Here is a 17,039-nt window from a genome sequence, read left to right as displayed (position 1 = left end):
TGGGCAGGCGTGGACGTATCGAGAGCGCACGGATCGGAGTGGTGGCCCGATGCCGTGATCTCGAGCGAGCGGTGGGTCGGCCCACCGTGGCCCAGGCCGGAAGGAAAGTCCACCGTTGATCTTCTTTACCCCTCCCCAAACTCTCCTTACTGTTGGCGGATGTTTGACTCACGGCACGTCCAGACGTTCGCCGAGGTCGTGCGCACCGGCTCCTACGCGGCAGCGGCCCGGAGTCGGGGCTACACGCAGCCGGCCATCAGCCAGCAGATGAAGGCCCTTGAACGAGCCGTCGGAACGCCGCTGTTCGTCCGGGTGGGCCGCGGGCTGCAGCTGACGGACGCCGGCGAGGTGCTGGCCCGCCACGCCTCGGGCATCCTGGGTCAGATCGAGGCCGCGCACGAGCAGATGAACGCGATCACCCGCCTGAAGGCCGGGCGGATACGCATCTGCGCGTTCCCCAGCGCCAACGCGGCCCTGCTGCCCGCTGCGGTCGCCCGCATCACCGCACACCACCCGGGGATCCGCATCGAGCTGCAGGAACAGGAGCCACCGCTGTCCCTCAACGCGCTCGGCCGCGGCGACTGCGACATCACCCTGGCGTTCTCCTACGGGGGCACGGCCGAGCAGCAGATCGAACAGGACCTGATCGAAGTGCCGTTGCTCGACGATCCGTTGGTGGTGTTGCTGCCGGCCGGGCATCCGCTCGCACGGCGCCGCACCGTGGAGCTGCAGCAGTTCACGCACGAGCGTTGGATCGCGGGATGTCTGCGCTGTCGCGGTCACTTCGTGGCGGCCTGCGCCGAGGCGGGTTTCGAGCCCGACATCGCGTACACCACCGACGACAACCTCGCGGTGCAGAGCCTGGTGGCCGCGGGAACGGGCATCGCGCTCATGCCCGGCATGGTGCTGTCGTTCATGCGCCACCCCAAAGTCGCAGGACGTCCGGTCGTCCCCGCGGACCACCGCAGAGTGTCCGCCTACACCCTTGCCGGCCATCAGGAAGTACCGGCCGTCAGGGTCATGCTGGACGCGCTGCGGCACGCCGCGGCCGAGCTTCGCCCCGGCTGCCGGATCACGCATCCATAAGCAGATTCTTGATGGATCGCAAAACTTCCCCAGTAGACCGCATAGATGCGGGCAGTCACGCTGCTGGGCATGGATCAGCCTCACGCCTTCGAAACCCTCGCCATCCACGCCGGTCAGGCCCCCGACCGGACCACGGGAGCAGTGGTCCCGCCCATCCACCAGACCTCGACCTACCAGCAGGACGCGGTCGGGCAGCTGCGCGGCGGCTACGACTACAGCCGCGCGGGCAACCCCACTCGCACCGCTCTCGAGGAGTGCCTCGCCGCCCTGGAGTCCGGCGCATGCGCGACGTCCTACGCCAGCGGACTCGCGGCCGAGGACACCGCGGTCCGTGCCGTCTGCGCCCCCGGCGACCATGTGGTCATCCCGGACGACGCCTACGGCGGCAGCCTGCGGCTGTTCCGCAAGGTGCTCGCGGGCTGGGGACTGTCGTACACCCCCGTCCCGCTCCGTGATCTCGACGCGGTACGGGCCGCCGTACGCCCCGAGACCCGGCTCATCTGGTGTGAGACCCCCACCAATCCGCTGCTCGGCGTCAACGACATCGCCGCGCTGGCCGGCATCGCCCATGAGGCGGGCGCGCTGCTCGCGGTCGACAACACCTTCGCCTCGCCGTACCTGCAGCAGCCGCTGACGCTCGGTGCGGACCTCGTGATGCACTCCACCACGAAGTACATCGGCGGCCACTCCGATGTGATCGGCGGGGCGGTGGTGGTACGGGACGAGGAACTCGGGGAGAAGATCCGCTTCCACCAGTTCGCGGTCGGGGCGATCCCCGGTCCCTTCGACGCCTGGCTGACGCTGCGTGGCATCAAGACCCTGGGTGTACGCATGGACCGGCACTGCGACAACGCCGAACGGGTGGCGGCGATGCTCGCCCAGCACCCGCGAGTGACGCAGGTCCTCTACCCCGGGCTGCCCGGCCACCCGGGCCATGAGGTCGCGGTCAAGCAGATGCGCCGCTTCGGCGGCATGGTCTCCTTCCGTCTCGCCGGAGGTGAGCGTGGCGCGCTCGACGTGTGCGAGCGGACCCGGCTGTTCACACTGGCGGAGTCCCTCGGCGGTGTGGAGTCGCTCATCGAGCACCCGGCCCGTATGACGCACGCCTCCGCGGCCGGGACCCCGCTGGAGGTTCCGGCCGACCTGGTGCGGATCTCGGTGGGCATCGAGAACGCCGACGATCTCGTCGCCGACCTGGCCGAGGCGCTGTCCTGAGCCGCGGAGCACCGGTCCGGCAGCCGCCCGCACCGCCCATCGTGTCCGGGCCACGCCCCCAACAGCCCCGAAAGAGAGGGAGAACATGGCATTCCGCATCGCCACCGCACCTTCGACGCGACTGGACGAGCTCGTCGAGGCGGTACGCGACATCGTGCGGCTGGAACGCACCCCGGCCGAGACCGCACACCTGGTCGCGGCTCGGCTCGAGCCGTTCCTGGCCCTGCCCGACCTGGTGCCCCCGCAGTTCCGTGCCGGCGACCCCGACCGCTATCGCCAGCATGTGGTGCACGCCGAGGACGACGGAAGTTTCTCTCTGGTCGCACTCGTCTGGGAACCCGGGCAACGCACCCCGATCCATGACCATGTGGCGTGGTGCGTCGCCGGGGTCCACGAAGGCGCCGAGACCGAGGAGCGCTACGAAATGCGCGACCTCGACGGGCCCATCCGGCTGGTGCCCGCCGGGCGGACGGTCAACCCGGCCGGCACCGCCGTCGGTTTCGCACCGCCGGGTGACATCCACTCGGTGTGCAACGCCGGTGATTCCACGGTGATCGCCATCCACGTCTACGGCGCCGACATCTCCCGACTCGGTACCAGCGTGCGCAGGCTGTACCGGTACCCGGTAGAGGATGCCCAGGCGCGCGGCGAGTCCTTCGGATGAACCGCATCCGGTAATGCCGCCGACGAGCCGCGTTCGGCCGCGCACGCGCTCGCACGAGTGCCCCCGGCCCTTGCGTACCTCGTAGCCCGTCGCATCCGCTGGGTTGGGGGATGGCAACGGCCACGGGAACTCGAGGACGGACGGGGGCACTTGTGCGAGCGGGTTCGGGGCGCGGTCAGCAGCCGCCGCAGTTGTAGTACGTCACGTCCCAGTGGTTGCCCTCGTCCGCGTAGATGTTGCCGGAACCCGACTTGTACTGGGGTGCGCCGTCACCGCGCAGCCCGATGTAGGCGAAGACGCCGTGGACGTAGTTGGTGAGGCAGGTGGACTTGCCGAAGTCGAGCTTGTAGCCGTTCCAGTGCGAGTACGTACCACTGGCGTGCCCGGTCTCGGTGCCGCCGGTGATGTTCAGCGCGCAGCCCGTGGCGCTCTTGAGGGTCTGGGCGCCCTGCGCGGTGGCCAGGTTGAGCTGGTCGAACGAAGTGCAGGTGGCGACGTTGCGGTTGGAGCAGTTGCCGGAGGACGACCAGGTGATTCCGGAGGAGCTGAACCGGGCGGTGGCCTGGGCGTGGGTGAGTTTGGTGACGGCGTGGGCCTGGGTGGCGCCGCTGCCGAGGACACCGATGCCGGGCGCGAAGAGGGCACCGAGGACGAGGGCGAGGGCGGTCAGGACGGGGCGCAGTGTCATACGGGACACCATGGGGGGACTCCTCCTGCTCATGACAAATAAGGGCACGGAAATACTGCCCGAGTTCTACGCGCGTCGCCAGAGGGGTGACGCGCGAACGCCCCCTCCTTCGCAACAATCCACAAGCCTGATGTTGAACTTTGAACTAGATGCCGCTAGAGTCAATCTCGTTGAAGGTTGAACAACCGATTCGACCGTCACCCGATCACGTCCCCCGAGGAGGAGCCATGGCTCTGTTCAACCGCAAGAACAACGACGCCCCGTCCGCCACCACCCCCGCCGTGGATCCGGCCCTGGCCGCCCTCACCGGTGATTACACGATCGACCCGGCGCACAGCAGCATCGGCTTCACTGTGCGCCACGCCATGGTCACCAACGTGCGCGGTTCCTTCGGCGAGCACGAGGGCAGCCTGAAGCTCGACGGCCACAATCCCGCGAACTCCGCCGCCTCCATCGACGTCAAGATCGCCAGCGTCGACACCGGCATCGCCGACCGCGACGGCCACCTGGTCAGTGGCGACTTCTTCGACGCCGAGAAGTTCCCCCTCATGACGTTCCGCTCCACGCAGGCCGAGCAGCTCGGCGGCGACAAGTACCGCGTCACGGGCGACCTCACCATCAAGGACGTCACACGCCCCCTCGCCATCGACCTGGAGTTCAACGGCTCCGCCACCGACGTCTACGGCAACGAGCGCGTCGGCTTCGAGGGAAGCGCGGACATCCTGCGCTCCGACTGGGGCCTGACCTGGAACGCCGCGCTGGAGACCGGCGGCGTCATGGTGAGCGACAAGGTCAAGCTCAACTTCGACATCTCCGCCATCAAGGCCGCCGCACCGCAGGCCTGACGCCCCGCCGCCTCACGCCTCGGCCCGAGCCCGCCCGCCTTCCCCCTCCCCCGCCAGGGGCGGAAGGCGGGCGCTCGGCGTCGTGGGCGTCGAGCCCACGTCCGACCACATCGGTTCGCGCGCACACGTGGGTCAGGCCGTCAGGCCTGCGTCCGCTTCTCGGTGCATGCCCATGCACAGCGCCCAGACGGCGAGGATGTTGACGGCGATCAGCACCAAGGCCCACAAGGGGTAGTACGGCAGCCAGAGGAAGTTGGCGATCGCGCCCAGGCCGGCAACCGAGACACCGAAGAAGCGCGCCCACAGGGCTCCGCTGAGCACGGCGAGGCCGGCGAGGACGAGAGCGATGCCCAGAATGAGGTGGACCCAACCCCAGCCCGCCAGGCTGAACTCGAACACGTAGTGGCGCGTCACGACGAACAGATGGTTCTTCGCGATGGCCGCGATCCCCTCGCAGATCGCCATCGCTCCACCGATGATCATCAGGACTGCCGCCAGGACGGTGGTACCGGATGTGGGCGCGTGCGTGGGGCTCGGTTTCCTGTTGCTCGCTCTGGTTCCGGTGCTGTCACTGGCCATTTCGATCTCCTCGGATGGCAGAGCCGTCGGTCCGCCCGGAAATGCCGGGACCGGCCTGACCCGCGGATTCAGCGTGTCACGGCGGCTCGCCGTCGGCATTTCGGGCGACAACGCTCACGGCCTTCCGCAACGCGCTTCAGAGGAGCTCAAGCGCCCTCATCCGTCTCCGGTTCGCCGACCGTCTGCTCCGACCAGATCACCTTGCCCGTCTCGGTGTAGCGGGTGCCCCAGCGCTCGGCGAACTGGGCGACGAGGAACAGACCCCGGCCGCCCTCGTCCGTCGTCGCCGCGTAGCGCAGATGCGGTGACGTGTTGCTGGTGTCGGACACCTCGCAGATCAGGTTGCGGTCGTACAGCAGGCGGACCTCGATCGGTCCGGTGCCGTAGCGCACCGCGTTGGTGACCAGCTCGCTCAGGATCAGTTCGGTGGTGAACGCCTCCTCGTCCAGGCCGCGTTCGGTGAGCCACTGGGCGACGTTCTTGCGGACTCCGGCGACGGCCGCCGGATCGGTGGCGACGGCCCACTGCGCGACCTGGTCGGGGTCGAGCGTGCGGGTACGGGCCACGAGGAGGGCCACATCGTCGCTCGGCTGGCCGGGCAGCATCGCGGCGAGCACGTCGTCGCAGGTCTCCTCCGGTGTCCGGTCGCGGCCTGCGAGGGAGCCGCGCAGCAGCTCCAGTCCGGTGTCGATGTCCTGGTCGCGCCGCTCGACGAGGCCGTCCGTGTAGAGGACCAGGCGGCTCCCCTCGGGTACGTGGAAGTCGGCCGCCTCGAACGGCATGCCGCCGATGCCGAGGGGCTGACCGACCGGAACCTCGGAGAACTCCACGGTGCCGTCGGGGAGGACCAGGACCGGCCCGGGATGGCCGGCCCGGGCCACCGAGCAGTTCCCGGAGACCGCGTCGTAGATCGCGTACAGGCAGGTGGCTCCGGCGATCTCGACGCCGCCGTCGGCCGCTTCGTCCTGATCCATCCGGCTGACCAGTTCGTCGAGATGTCCGAGGAGTTCGTCGGGCGTGAGGTCCAGGGCGGAGAAGTTGTGGATGCTGGTACGCAGCCGCCCCATGGTGGCGGCGGCGTGCAGTCCCTGGCCGACCACGTCACCGACGACCAGCGCCACGCGGGCGCCCGACAGCGGGATCACGTCGTACCAGTCGCCACCCACCTCGGCGCGCGCCGGCAGATAGCGGTAGGCCACATCGAGGGCGTTCTGTTCGGGCAGGCCGCGGGGCAGCAGGCTGCGCTGCAGTGTCACGGCCATTTCGTGCTCGCGTGTGTACCGGCGGGCGTTGTCCAGGCTGACGGCCGCCCGTGCCACCAGTTCTTCGGCGAAGGACTCGTCGTCGGCGTTGAACGGGGCGCTGTCGCCCGCGCGCCAGAAGTTGACCAGGCCCAGAATGAATCCGCGTGCGTGCAGCGGTACGGAGATCACCGAGTGGAATCCGTAGTCCAGGATGCCCGCGGCACGCTCGCTGGACCAGTGCCGCCAGCCCAGCGCGGTGATCACCTCGATGCCCAGCCCGGCCTCCGCGACGTTCACGCGCTTGGCCCTGGTCCTGTCGGGAACGAAGCCGACCACTCGTCCGACCGGGAACAGGGGCTGGTCCGGGTCTGCGGCGGCGATCGCGGCACGGCGCATGTCCAGTGGGATTCCGGTCTCGGTGGCCGGTTTCTCCCCGGGGACCGGGGGAGGCGCGAGGTCGACGGTCGTGACGTCCGCGAATCCGGAGGTCGCCACATCCGCGAGCTCCTGGGCCGTCCGGGTCACGTCGAGGGTCGTACCGATCCGGGCACCGGCCTCGTAGAGGAGCAGCAGGCGTTCGTGCACGAGTTCCGCCCGGCCCGAGATCGCGCTGAGTTCGGTGGTGTCCCGGAGGGTCGCCACGGTGCTCTGTGGCGCGCCGAGCGTGTCCGTCGGGCGGAGGCTGACGGACAGCAACCGGTTGCCGCTGCGCAGCACCTCGTCGGTGACGGTCCGGCCGGAGGCGAGCAGCTCCGTGGTGGCCGGGGGCAGCCCGAGGTCCGTGACGGCGCGGCCCTCCGCATTCGGGGGGAGGTCGAGAAGCCTGCGGGCCTCGTCGTTGACGAGCATCAGCCGCTGGTCGGCCCCGACGATGAGGACGCCCTCGCGGACCGCGTGCAGCACCGCGTCGTGGTGCTCGTACATCCGGGTCATCTCTGTAGGCCCGAGGCCGTGTGTCTGACGGCGCAGCCGTCTGCTCACGAGCGCCGCGCCGCCCGTGGTGATCGCCGCGGCGACCACCGCCGCGGCGACACTGAGCGGGATGGACCGGTCGGCCACCATGTTCACCGACTTGTCGGTGAGCCCGACGGACACCACGCCGACGACCTTCCCGTCGGGCCGGTCCACAGGCACCACCGAGTTGATCGAGGGCCCCAGGCTGCCGCTGAACGTCCGGGTGAAGGCCCGCCCGGTGAGCGCCTCCTTGTACGGGCCTACGACGTGCTTGCCGATCAGGGCGGGGTCGGGGTGGGTGTAGCGGATGCCGTGAACGTTCAGCACGACGACCGTGTCGACATTGGCCTCCTTGCGGGTCTCCTCCGCGCGTGGCTGCAGGATCGCCGTGGGGTCCTTGCTGCCCAGCGCCGCCACGATCCCCGGCGAGTCGGCGAATGCCTGGGCCACGCTCAGTGTGCGCAGCCTGGCCTCCTCCAGGCTGTCGCGGCGGCTCTGCTCCACCAGCGCGACCGCGGCGGCGGCGACGAGCAGCAGCACGAGCCCGAGCACGAGGCAGAAGACCTGGCCCGCCAGGGTGCGCACGTTGAACAGCGCACGCAGTTCGCTCCCCGGGGAGCAGTGGATCATGTCCCGCTCGGGCGGCGCAGGGGAAGCTTGGCCCGAGCGCCCCCCATCGTGCCGATGTGGTCGCCGGACGGTGCGCCGCAGCCTCGCCCGGAATCGGCCGATACCAGACATATCTTTATGTCTAGCATGAATCGCACCTGCCCGAGAGTTTGCTGATCAACGGCTCAGAACCCGCCTCCGTCGAATCCGCCACCGCCCCCGACGTCGCCGCCGTCTCCGAAGCCGCCGTCGAAGCCGGACGAGTCGAAGTCGGAACCGGAGAAGTCGCCGCCGCTCCAGTCACCGCCGGAGCCGAAGTCTCCCCCGCCGTACTCGTCCGCGTACGCCGGGGAGGAGAGCATCGAGCCGAGCACCGTGCCGACCAGCAGGCCGGGCAGCAGACCGCCGCCGAAGTAGCCGCCCGCCCAGGGCCCGTACGCCGGGCCCGCCTCCCAGTACGGGCGGCGGTGGCCGTCGTCCGTGTCGACGGTGCGGCTCAGCGGTTCCTCGCCCTCGCGCAGCCGGATCTCGTCCGCCGCGCAGACCGGGACCTCGCGGGCCGTGCCGCCGGACGGGGACCACCGGGCGTCGGCCACCGAGGGGCCGTGGCGCGGGTCGAAGAAGCACGGCGGGCGGCGGACGGGCGGTTCGGCGCCCCTGCGGCGGGCCGCCAGGACCGCGAGGGAGAACCGGCCGTCCTCCAGGGCCTGGGTGACTCCGCGTACGTCGGACGGGTGCCGGGCCCGGGACATGCGGGTTTTCGCGCTTTCGTAGGAATCGAGTGCCCGCTCGTAGTCGGCGCGCATGGCGTCGTCGGCGCCCGACTCGGCGGGGTGGAAGTCCAGACGGTCCAGGGTCTCGCCGTACGCGGTGATGTCCTCGTCCACGACGAGGCGGAGCTTGTCGAGCGCGGCCCGCTCCTCGTTCTCCTTGCGCTTCTGGTTGCGCCGGAAGATCGTGTACGCCGTACCGGCGCCCAGCACCAGGATCGCGGCGACCGTGATCAGTCCGACGGCGGACGACGGTCCGCTGCCCGCCGAGGAGCCACCCCAGGAGGCGGGGGCGCTGCCCCGGGCCTGTTCGACGGCCCGGTCCACGAAGGCGTTCAGCTGGGTCGCGGCGTCGGTGTCCGTGCCGGGTGTCCTGACCGCGGCGGTCAGATTCCGGACCGCTCGGGTGGACATCACCCGCGGGTCGGCGCCCGCGTTGAATCCGTTGCCGAGACGGACCGCGTAGACGCCGGTTATGCCGGTGTCCGTGCGCAGGGTGGTGAGCAGGTTCTGCTCGGGGAACGCCGAGGTCCGCGGGAGTACCGCCACGAACACGGGCTTGTCGGCGTCCTTGATCTTCTTCGTCAGGGCGGCCGCCTGGCCCGGGGAGAGCTGGGCGGCGGCGGCCGGGTCGACGTACACCGGGCTCCTGCGCAGCGCCTGCGCGACATCGTTGATGGTCGATGCACCGACCGCGGCGGGTGCAGCGGGTGCCACGGCGAGCACGACCGCCGACAAAATCAGCAGCAGGCCGGCCAACACGGCCCGGAACAGCCTGTTCCGCATATATCGAAGCTAACCCAGGTGGGTGACGCCTGCGCGGTCGTCCACCTGAGCCGGGCCCGCTCCCGCCGTCGGCCGCCGGACAGACTCGACTTCAAGCCTGTCCGGCGATCCAGGACGAAGCCCGACTGCGACCGCGTTACGGCCTCACCCACGATTGGCAGCGGCGTCCCAGCGCCAATCGTGGGTCAGGCCGTTACTCCGTGGGCTCGACCCCGGCGCGCAGCAGCCCGTACGTGTAGGCGTCCTCCAGTGCCTGCCAGGACGCCGCGATGACGTTCTCCGCGACGCCCACGGTCGCCCAGTCGCCGCTGCCGTCGCCCGTGGTGATGAGGACTCGGGTGGTGGACTCGGTGCCGGTGCGGCCTTCGAGGATGCGGACCTTGTAGTCGACCAGTTCCAGCTTGGCGAGCTGCGGATAGATCCGCTCCAGCGCGACGCGCAGCGCCCGGTCGAGTGCGTTGACCGGGCCGTTCCCCTCGGCGGTGGCGACGATGCGCTCGCCGTTGGCCCAGAGCTTCACGGTCGCCTCGTTGGCGTGCGTACCGTCGGGGCGGTCCTCGACGATGGCGCGCCAGGACTCGGTACGGAAGTAGCTGCGCGCCCGGCCCTCGGCCTCGGCGCGCAGCAGCAGTTCGAAGGAGGCGTCGGCGGCCTCGTACGTGTAGCCCTTGAGTTCGCGCTCCTTGACGCGTTCGACGACGCGGCCGACGAGTTCGCGGTCGTCGCCGAGGTCGATGCCGAGTTCCTTGCCCTTGAGCTCGATGGAGGCGCGGCCCGCCATGTCGGAGACCAGCATCCGCATGGTGTTGCCGACCAGCGCGGGGTCGATGTGCTGGTACAGGTCCGGGTCGACCTTGATCGCGGAGGCGTGCAGTCCGGCCTTGTGGGCGAAGGCGGAAACCCCCACATAGGGCTGGTGGGTGGAGGGCGTCAGATTGACGACCTCGGCGATCGCGTGGGAGACGCGGGTCATGTCGGCGAGCGCGCCCTCCGGGAGGACGGTCTTGCCGTACTTGAGTTCCAGGGCGGCGACGACGGGGAAGAGGTTGGCGTTGCCGACCCGTTCGCCGTAGCCGTTGGCGGTGCACTGGACGTGGGTGGCGCCCGCGTCCACAGCGGCGAGGGTATTGGCCACGGCGCAACCGGTGTCGTCCTGGGCGTGGATGCCGAGCCGGGCACCGGTGTCGGCAAGCACGGTGGAGACGACGGCGGTGACCTGCGCGGGGAGCATGCCGCCGTTGGTGTCGCAGAGGATGACGACATCGGCGCCGGCCTCGGCGGCGGCGCGGACGACAGCCTTGGCGTACTCGGGATTGGCGCGGTAGCCGTCGAAGAAGTGCTCACAGTCGACGAAGACCCGGCGGCCCTGCTCGCGCAGGAAGGAGACGGTGTCGCGGACCATCTCCAGGTTCTCTTCGAGGGTGGTGCGCAGGGCGAGTTCCACATGGCGGTCGTGGGACTTGGCGACCAGCGTGATCACCGGGGCGCCGGACTCCAGCAGCGCCTTGACCTGGGGGTCCTCGGCGGCCTTGCCACCGGCCCGGCGAGTCGCGCCGAAGGCGACCAACTGGGCGTTCTCGAACTCGATCTCCTGCTGGGCGCGCGCGAAGAACTCGGTGTCGCGAGGGTTGGCGCCGGGCCAGCCGCCCTCGATGAAGCCCACGCCGAAGTTGTCCAGGTGCCGGGCAATGGTCAGCTTGTCCGCGACCGTCAGGTTGATGCCTTCACGCTGGGCCCCGTCGCGCAGCGTGGTGTCGAAGACGTGGAAACTGTCGTCGGTGGCCTTGGCCTTGGTGGTCATGCTGGTCTGACTCCTGTCGGATGAGTGGATCCGGACGATCTGGCTCCACTTGCCCCCATCATCCCGCGCGCCTCGCCCCGGCCGAGGTGAGGGCCGGAAAACGAAAAAACCTCTCGCGGGTGCGAGAGGTCTGCGCGCGGGTCTGGGGCACGGTGGCCGCGCCGCACGTAGGTGGTACGGGACGGTCACTGCGGACCGGCGCGCCTGTTGCCAATAATCATGACGAACGAGGACACGGAGGCAGTCTTGCACAGGGCCGCCTCCGTGCCGTGCCCCGTCTCAGGATGCGGGCGTGACGGTGGTCGCTCCGGACGACTCCGCGCGCTCCTGTCCGGGCTTGCCGGCGCCGACCCGGCCCAGGTCGATGTCGCGGGTCTCGCGCATGGTCAGGTAGACGATCAGGGAGATCGCGGCGCACCCCGCGACGTACCAGTAGAAGCCGGACTCGATGCCGGACTTCTTGAACCAGAGGGCCACGTATTCGGCGGTGCCGCCGAAGAGCGCGTTGGCGATGGCGTACGGGAGGGCGACGCCCAGGGCGCGGATGCCGGTCGGGAAGAGTTCGGCCTTCACACAGGCGTTGATCGAGGTGTACCCGGTGACGACGACCAGGGCGAGGAGCGCCAGGCCGAAGGCGGGCCAGAAGGTGCCGGCGTGCTTGAGCATCGTCATGATCGGCACGGTCAAAAAGGTCGAGCCGACGGCGAAGGTGATCAGCAGCGGGCGGCGGCCGATCCGGTCGGAGAGCATTCCGGCCAGTGGCTGGATGCACATGAAGACGAACAGGGCGCAGAAGCTGACGAGCGAGGCGGTGGTCTTCTCCATGCCGGCGCTCTTGGAGAGGAACTTGGTGAGGTAGGTCGTGTACGTGTAGTACGCGACGGTCCCGCCCATGGTCAGCGCCATCACGAGGAACGCCTCGCGCTTGTGCTGCCACAGCGCCTTCAAAGTGCCGCGGTCCGCCTGCTCGGCGGCGCCGGACTCCGCGTACACCTCGGTCTCCAGCATCGAGCGGCGCAGATAGAACACGACCGCGGCGCCGAGCGCGCCGACGATGAACGGGATGCGCCAGCCCCAACTGTGCAGGGCGGCGTCGGACATGTTGCGCTGCAGGACGATCTGGAGGCCGAGGCCGACGAGTTGTCCGGCGGTCATGGACACGTACTGGAAGCTGGAGGCGAAGCCGCGCCGGTTGGGCGCGGACGCCTCGGTCAGATACGTGGCGCTGGCCGCGTACTCGCCGCCGACGGAGAGGCCCTGGAGGAGCCGGGCCACCAGCAGGACGGCGACGCCGCCGTAGCCCGCCATGTCGTACGTCGGTGCCACGGCGATGAGGATCGCGGAGGCCGACATGAGGGTGACGGTGAGGGTGAGTGCGGCCTTGCGGCCTCTGCGGTCACCGATCCGGCCGAGCAGCCAGCCGCCGACGGGCCTCATGAAGAAGCCGACGGCGAAGATCCCCATGGTGTTCATGAGGTTGGCGGTCTCATTGCCCTCGGGGAAGAACGAGTCCGCGAAGTAGACCGCGAAGGTCGCGTACACGAACCAGTCGAACCATTCGACCATGTTGCCTGCGGAGCCGACCCAGATTTTCTTCCACTGCTCTCGTCCCATGGTTCGTCACCGTGCCCGAACAGCCGGGAGCACAACAAGAGCGCAACGGGCAACGATCACGCGTACTTACGTACGTTTAGTTCACCGAGGGGGATGCGGCTCCGTGACGGTGAGCGAGTCGTCGATGAACTCCGACACCCGGGCGAGGACTTGCTCGCGGTCCATGCCGGGGATACCGACGGCGACATGGACGCTGAACCCGTCGAGCAGGGCCCGCAGCCGGGTCGCGAACCGTTCGGCGTCGACGGTACGGAACTCGCCGCGCGAGGCGCCCTCCGCCAGCAGCGCCACGAGGTCCCGATGCCAGGCGCCCTCGATCGCGGCCTGCCGGGCGCGTGCGTCGTCGTCCGCGTTCCGCGAGCGGTTCCAGACCTCCAGCCAGAGGGTCCAGTGCGGATCGCGGTGGCCGTCGGGGAGATACAGATCGATGTACGCGTCGAGCCGTTCGCGGACTGTGGCCCGCCCGGACAGCAGGGTGCGCCGCTCCGCACCGAGCCTCTCCTCGCTCCACTCCAGGGTCTGGAGCAGCAGCTCGTCCTTGGTGCGGAAGTAGTAGAGGAGGTGTCCGCTGCTCATGCCGACCTCGCGGCCGAGCCCGGCCATGGTGAGGCCGTCGAGGCCCCGTTCGGCGATGGTGGCCATGGCGGCGGCCAGCAACTCCTCGCGGGGCGGGGCGGTGTTGCGTCGGCGTGGAGCGGGGGGCACGGTTCAGACCTTCGGCTGCTGCTGGGTGATGCAGTGGATGCCTCCACCGCCGGCAAAGATCGTACGGGCGTCGACGAGGGTCACCGTACGGTCGGGGAACAACTCGCCGAAGATCGCCGCCGCTTCCTTGTCGCGCGGGTCGTCGAAGGCGCAGAGGATCACGCCGCCGTTGCAGAGGTAGTGGTTGATGTAGGAGTAGTCGACCCACTCGCCGTCGGCCTTCAGCACGGTGGGCGCGGGGACCTCCACGACGTTCAGGGAGCGGCCCCTGGCGTCGGTGGCGGCGCGCAGGACGCGGACCGTCTCGCGGGTGATCTCGTGGTCGGGGTGCGCCGGGTCCGGCTGGACGTGGGCGACGACGGTGCCCGGGCGGGCGAAGGCGGCGACGATGTCGACGTGCCCGAGGGTGCCGTACGTGCCGTAGTCGCCGGCCAGTCCGCGAGGCAGCCAGATGGCCTTCTCGGTGCCGAGCCGTGCATGGATCTCGGCCTCGACCTGCTCGCGGGTCCAGCCGGGGTTGCGTTCCTGGCCCAGCTGGACGGTCTCGGTGAGCAGGACGGTGCCTTCGCCGTCGACGTGGATGGCGCCGCCCTCGTTGACGAGCGCGGAGCTGTGCGCGGGGACGGCGGCGAGCTCGGCGACGGAGCGGGCGATGTGCTGGTCGTGCTCCCAGCGGGCCCAGTCCTGGGCACCCCAGCCGTTGAACATCCAGTCGACGGCGGCCAGTTGGCGTCCGTCGGTGACGAAGGTGGGGCCGATGTCGCGCATCCAGGCGTCGTCGAGCGGGCGGACGGCCAGCTCGATGTCCGGGCCGAGGAGGGCGCGTGCGCCGTCCTCCTGGCCGGGTCCGACGACCATCGTGACGGGTTCGAAGCGGCGGACGGCGCGGGCGACGGTGGACCAGGCGCTGCGGGCCTCGTCCAGTTCGGCATCGGTGTCGAAGGTGGGGTTGGGGCCGGGCCAGGCCATCCAGGTGCGTTCGTGCGGGGCCCACTCGGGCGGCATGCGGAAGGTCACGGCGGGGTCCTTACAGGAAGTAGAGGCGGTTGAGGGAGACGGAGTCGGCGGGCTCGGAGCGCAACGGGTCGCCGTCCAGGGTGACCAGGCCGCTGCGGGCGTCCACGGCGACTTCTCCGGTACGGGAGTTGTGGACGAGGTCGCCGGGGCCGATGCCACGGGTGCCGCGCACCCCGACGCGGCGTCGGCGCGTGGGCATCAGGTCCGCGCCGAGCTGGGTCGCCGCCTGCGAGACGAAGGCCACGGAGAGATCGGCCGCGGTGGCTCCGTACGCCCCGAACTGCGGCCCGAGGACCAGGGGTTCACAGGTGTCGGTGGCGGCGTTCGGGTCGCCCGTGACCCCGTACGCCGGGAAGCCCGACTTCAGTACGAGCTGCGGTTTGGCGCCGAAGAACTCGGGCCGCCACAGCACGATGTCGGCGAGCTTGCCGGTCTCGATGGAGCCGATCTCGTGCGCGAGGCCGTGCGCGATGGCGGGGTTGATGGTGAGCTTGGCCATGTAGCGCAGCACCCGGGCGTTGTCGTCCGCGGGTCCGTCGCCGTCCATCGGGCCGAGTTCGGCCTTCATCTTCCCGGCCATCGCGAAGGTACGGCGCACCGTCTCCCCGGCGCGTCCCATGCCCTGCGCGTCGGACGACGTGATTCCGATGGCACCCAGGTCGTGCAGGACGTCCTCGGCGCCCATCGTTCCGGCGCGGATGCGGTCGCGGGCCATGGCGGCGTCGCCCGGCAGGTCCGTCTTGAGGTCGTGTACCGAGACGATCATCCCGTAGTGCTCGGCGACGGCGTCCCGGCCGAAGGGCAGCGTCGGGTTGGTGGACGAGCCGATGACGTTCTCGACGCCCGCCATCTTCAGGACGTTGGGGACGTGTCCGCCGCCGCAGCCCTCGATGTGGAAGGCATGGATCGTGCGGCCTTCGAGGACGCGCAGGGTGTCCTCGACCGACAGGCACTCGTTCAGCCCGTCGCTGTGCAGGGCGACCTGGACGTCGTGCTCCTCGGCTACGCGCAGGGCGGTGTCCAGGGCGCGGGTGTGGGCGCCCATGTCCTCGTGGACCTTGAAGCCGCAGGCCCCGCCCTCCGCGAGCGCCTCGACCAGCGGGGCCTGGCGGGAGGACGAACCGCGGCCCAGGAAGCCGATGTTGACCGGCCAGGCGTCGAAGGCATTGAAGGCGTGGCGCAGCGCCCAGGGCGAGTTGACGCCGACGCCCCAGACCGGGCCGAATTCCTGGCCGATGATCGTGGTGACGCCGGAGGCGAGCGAGGCCTCCATGATCCGCGGCGAGAGCAGATGGACGTGGGTGTCGACGGCGCCCGCCGTCGCGATCATGCCCTCGCCGGAGACGATGGTGGTGCCCGTGCCGACGACGACGTCGACGCCGTCGAGGGTGTCCGGGTTGCCGGCCCGCCCGATCGCCGCGATGCGGCCCTCGCGGATACCGATCGACACCTTGCGGATGCCCTGCACGGCGTCGATGACCAGCACGTTGCTGATGACGACATCGCAGGTGTCCCGGACGGCCGCGGCCTTGAGGTGCAGCCCGTCGCGGGCGGTCTTGCCGAATCCGGCGAGGAACTCCTCGCCGTACCGCTGCGCGTCGGACTCGACGCGGACGGTCAGCCCGGAGTCGCCGAGCCTGACCCGGTCCCCGGCGCGCGGGCCGTGGACGGAGGCGTACTCGTGACGATCGATGCTCATCGTTCGGCTCCCAGATATCCGCAGGCCGCCGCGCGCCGCAGGGCCTCTTCGCGTGCGCCGGGCGCGTCGAGCGGCCCGTCGACCAGACCGGCGAACCCGATGGCGATCCGGTCACCGCCGATCGGCACCAGCCCCACGTCCACGGACTCCCCCGGCCCGAAGCGGACGGAGGACCCGGCGGGGACGCACAGCCGCATCCCGTACGCGGCCGCCCGGTCGAAGTCGAGCCGCGGGTTGGCCTCGAAGAAGTGGAAGTGCGAGGTGACGGAGACCGGCACGGTCGCGGTGTTACGGACGGTCAGCCGCGCCGCCGGCTCCGGTTCGGGCGTGGCCGGGCCGGGAATGACCGCCCCGGGCGCGTCGTCGCCCAGCCTGCCGCCCAGCGGCCGGGAGACGACGGCGAGCCGCGAACCGTCGTCGAAGACGGCCTCCACATGGACCTCGGTGACGACGTCGGCGACCCCGGGCAGCACATCGTCGGGGCCGAGCACGGACCGGGCGGCCTCGATGGCCTCGGCGAGCCTGCGCCCGTCGCGGGCGGCCTCGCAGACCGTGTCCGCGATCAGCGCGGTCGCCTCGGGGACATTGAGCCTCAGCCCCCGGGCGCGGCGGGCCCGGGCCAGTTCGGCCGCGCCGAAGAGCAGCAGCCGGTCACGTTCCGTCGGGGTCAGTCGCACGCCCACACACCTCCTGTTTAGAGCAGCACTCTAACCATGGATCGGCGGGAAGCGGAAGCTCGACCGTGTCACTTTTGAGCAGCGCT

General features: G+C 70.2%; 14 protein-coding genes. 4 read left to right on the top strand and 10 right to left on the bottom strand.

Annotated features, from left to right (window positions below; genetic code table 11):
• The first annotated feature begins 159 nt into the window (after positions 1-159).
• The 3 genes from ACZ7L9_RS18355 (at position 160) to ACZ7L9_RS18345 (ending at position 2,965) form a co-directional block, all read left to right on the top strand.
• Complete coding sequence (locus ACZ7L9_RS18355; protein ID WP_471416186.1) at positions 160-1,086, top strand: LysR family transcriptional regulator; 927 nt, start codon at positions 160-162, stop codon at positions 1,084-1,086.
• 69 nt (positions 1,087-1,155) lie between these two features.
• Positions 1,156-2,301 (top strand): cystathionine gamma-synthase, encoded by a 1,146-nt coding sequence (locus ACZ7L9_RS18350; RefSeq protein WP_471416185.1) that lies wholly within the window; start codon positions 1,156-1,158, stop codon positions 2,299-2,301.
• Positions 2,302-2,386: 85 nt separating this feature from the next.
• On the top strand, positions 2,387-2,965 hold the full coding sequence (locus tag ACZ7L9_RS18345) for a cysteine dioxygenase family protein (protein WP_471416184.1): 579 nt from the start codon (positions 2,387-2,389) through the stop codon (positions 2,963-2,965).
• Positions 2,966-3,140: 175 nt separating this feature from the next.
• Here the strand turns inward: ACZ7L9_RS18345 and ACZ7L9_RS18340 are convergent, their stop codons facing one another.
• Complete coding sequence (locus tag ACZ7L9_RS18340) at positions 3,141-3,665, bottom strand: hypothetical protein (RefSeq protein WP_471416183.1); 525 nt, start codon at positions 3,663-3,665, stop codon at positions 3,141-3,143.
• Positions 3,666-3,880: 215 nt separating this feature from the next.
• On the opposite strand from ACZ7L9_RS18340, the gene ACZ7L9_RS18335 reads away from it, so the two are divergent.
• Positions 3,881-4,498 carry a YceI family protein gene (locus ACZ7L9_RS18335; protein WP_471416182.1) on the top strand — a complete coding sequence of 206 codons (618 nt, stop codon included), beginning with the start codon at positions 3,881-3,883 and terminating at the stop codon, positions 4,496-4,498.
• A gap of 132 nt (positions 4,499-4,630) precedes the next feature.
• Here ACZ7L9_RS18335 and ACZ7L9_RS18330 read toward each other — a convergent pair whose 3' ends face one another.
• The 9 genes from ACZ7L9_RS18330 to ureA form a co-directional block, all read right to left on the bottom strand.
• Positions 4,631-5,077 (bottom strand): DUF7144 family membrane protein, encoded by a 447-nt coding sequence (locus tag ACZ7L9_RS18330; protein WP_471416181.1) that lies wholly within the window; start codon positions 5,075-5,077, stop codon positions 4,631-4,633.
• A gap of 146 nt (positions 5,078-5,223) precedes the next feature.
• Positions 5,224-7,905: a SpoIIE family protein phosphatase gene (locus ACZ7L9_RS18325; RefSeq protein WP_471416180.1), complete on the bottom strand. Its 2,682-nt coding sequence runs from the start codon at positions 7,903-7,905 to the stop codon at positions 5,224-5,226.
• A gap of 164 nt (positions 7,906-8,069) precedes the next feature.
• The gene (locus ACZ7L9_RS18320) at positions 8,070-9,440 is read right to left on the bottom strand and encodes a hypothetical protein (RefSeq protein ID WP_471416179.1); all 1,371 of its coding nucleotides are present in this window, start codon (positions 9,438-9,440) and stop codon (positions 8,070-8,072) included.
• A 193-nt stretch (positions 9,441-9,633) separates the two neighbouring features.
• Entirely contained in the window at positions 9,634-11,241 is a 1,608-nt protein-coding gene (cimA, locus tag ACZ7L9_RS18315) for a citramalate synthase (protein ID WP_471416178.1), read from the bottom strand.
• 279 nt (positions 11,242-11,520) lie between these two features.
• The gene (locus ACZ7L9_RS18310) at positions 11,521-12,855 is read right to left on the bottom strand and encodes an MFS transporter (protein ID WP_471416177.1); all 1,335 of its coding nucleotides are present in this window, start codon (positions 12,853-12,855) and stop codon (positions 11,521-11,523) included.
• An 81-nt stretch (positions 12,856-12,936) separates the two neighbouring features.
• Positions 12,937-13,560 (bottom strand): TetR/AcrR family transcriptional regulator, encoded by a 624-nt coding sequence (locus ACZ7L9_RS18305; protein ID WP_471416176.1) that lies wholly within the window; start codon positions 13,558-13,560, stop codon positions 12,937-12,939.
• Between the two features lie 3 nt (positions 13,561-13,563).
• Positions 13,564-14,565: an agmatine deiminase family protein gene (locus ACZ7L9_RS18300; RefSeq protein WP_471416255.1), complete on the bottom strand. Its 1,002-nt coding sequence runs from the start codon at positions 14,563-14,565 to the stop codon at positions 13,564-13,566.
• Positions 14,566-14,587: 22 nt separating this feature from the next.
• Positions 14,588-16,276 carry an urease subunit alpha gene (locus ACZ7L9_RS18295; RefSeq protein WP_471416175.1) on the bottom strand — a complete coding sequence of 563 codons (1,689 nt, stop codon included), beginning with the start codon at positions 16,274-16,276 and terminating at the stop codon, positions 14,588-14,590.
• Entirely contained in the window at positions 16,273-16,953 is a 681-nt protein-coding gene (gene ureA, locus ACZ7L9_RS18290; RefSeq protein WP_471416174.1) for an urease subunit gamma, read from the bottom strand. Before ureA ends, ACZ7L9_RS18295 begins: the two co-directional genes overlap by 4 nt.
• Between the last annotated feature and the right edge of the window lie 86 nt (positions 16,954-17,039).

The organism is Streptomyces sp. NPDC111516 (genome assembly GCF_055635345.1).
The sequence above is the reverse complement of the archived record's forward strand: the minus strand, read 5'-3'. Positions and strand labels throughout refer to the sequence as shown.

Coding starts and splice junctions, on each gene's coding strand:
- ACZ7L9_RS18355 (WP_471416186.1), top strand. CDS start 160: ATGTTTGACTCACGGCACGTCCAGACGTTCGCCGAGGTCGTGCGCACC.
- ACZ7L9_RS18350 (WP_471416185.1), top strand. CDS start 1,156: ATGGATCAGCCTCACGCCTTCGAAACCCTCGCCATCCACGCCGGTCAG.
- ACZ7L9_RS18345 (WP_471416184.1), top strand. CDS start 2,387: ATGGCATTCCGCATCGCCACCGCACCTTCGACGCGACTGGACGAGCTC.
- ACZ7L9_RS18340 (WP_471416183.1), bottom strand. CDS start 3,665: ATGGTGTCCCGTATGACACTGCGCCCCGTCCTGACCGCCCTCGCCCTC.
- ACZ7L9_RS18335 (WP_471416182.1), top strand. CDS start 3,881: ATGGCTCTGTTCAACCGCAAGAACAACGACGCCCCGTCCGCCACCACC.
- ACZ7L9_RS18330 (WP_471416181.1), bottom strand. CDS start 5,077: ATGGCCAGTGACAGCACCGGAACCAGAGCGAGCAACAGGAAACCGAGC.
- ACZ7L9_RS18325 (WP_471416180.1), bottom strand. CDS start 7,905: ATGATCCACTGCTCCCCGGGGAGCGAACTGCGTGCGCTGTTCAACGTG.
- ACZ7L9_RS18320 (WP_471416179.1), bottom strand. CDS start 9,440: ATGCGGAACAGGCTGTTCCGGGCCGTGTTGGCCGGCCTGCTGCTGATT.
- cimA (WP_471416178.1), bottom strand. CDS start 11,241: ATGACCACCAAGGCCAAGGCCACCGACGACAGTTTCCACGTCTTCGAC.
- ACZ7L9_RS18310 (WP_471416177.1), bottom strand. CDS start 12,855: ATGGGACGAGAGCAGTGGAAGAAAATCTGGGTCGGCTCCGCAGGCAAC.
- ACZ7L9_RS18300 (WP_471416255.1), bottom strand. CDS start 14,565: ATGCCGCCCGAGTGGGCCCCGCACGAACGCACCTGGATGGCCTGGCCC.
- ACZ7L9_RS18295 (WP_471416175.1), bottom strand. CDS start 16,276: ATGAGCATCGATCGTCACGAGTACGCCTCCGTCCACGGCCCGCGCGCC.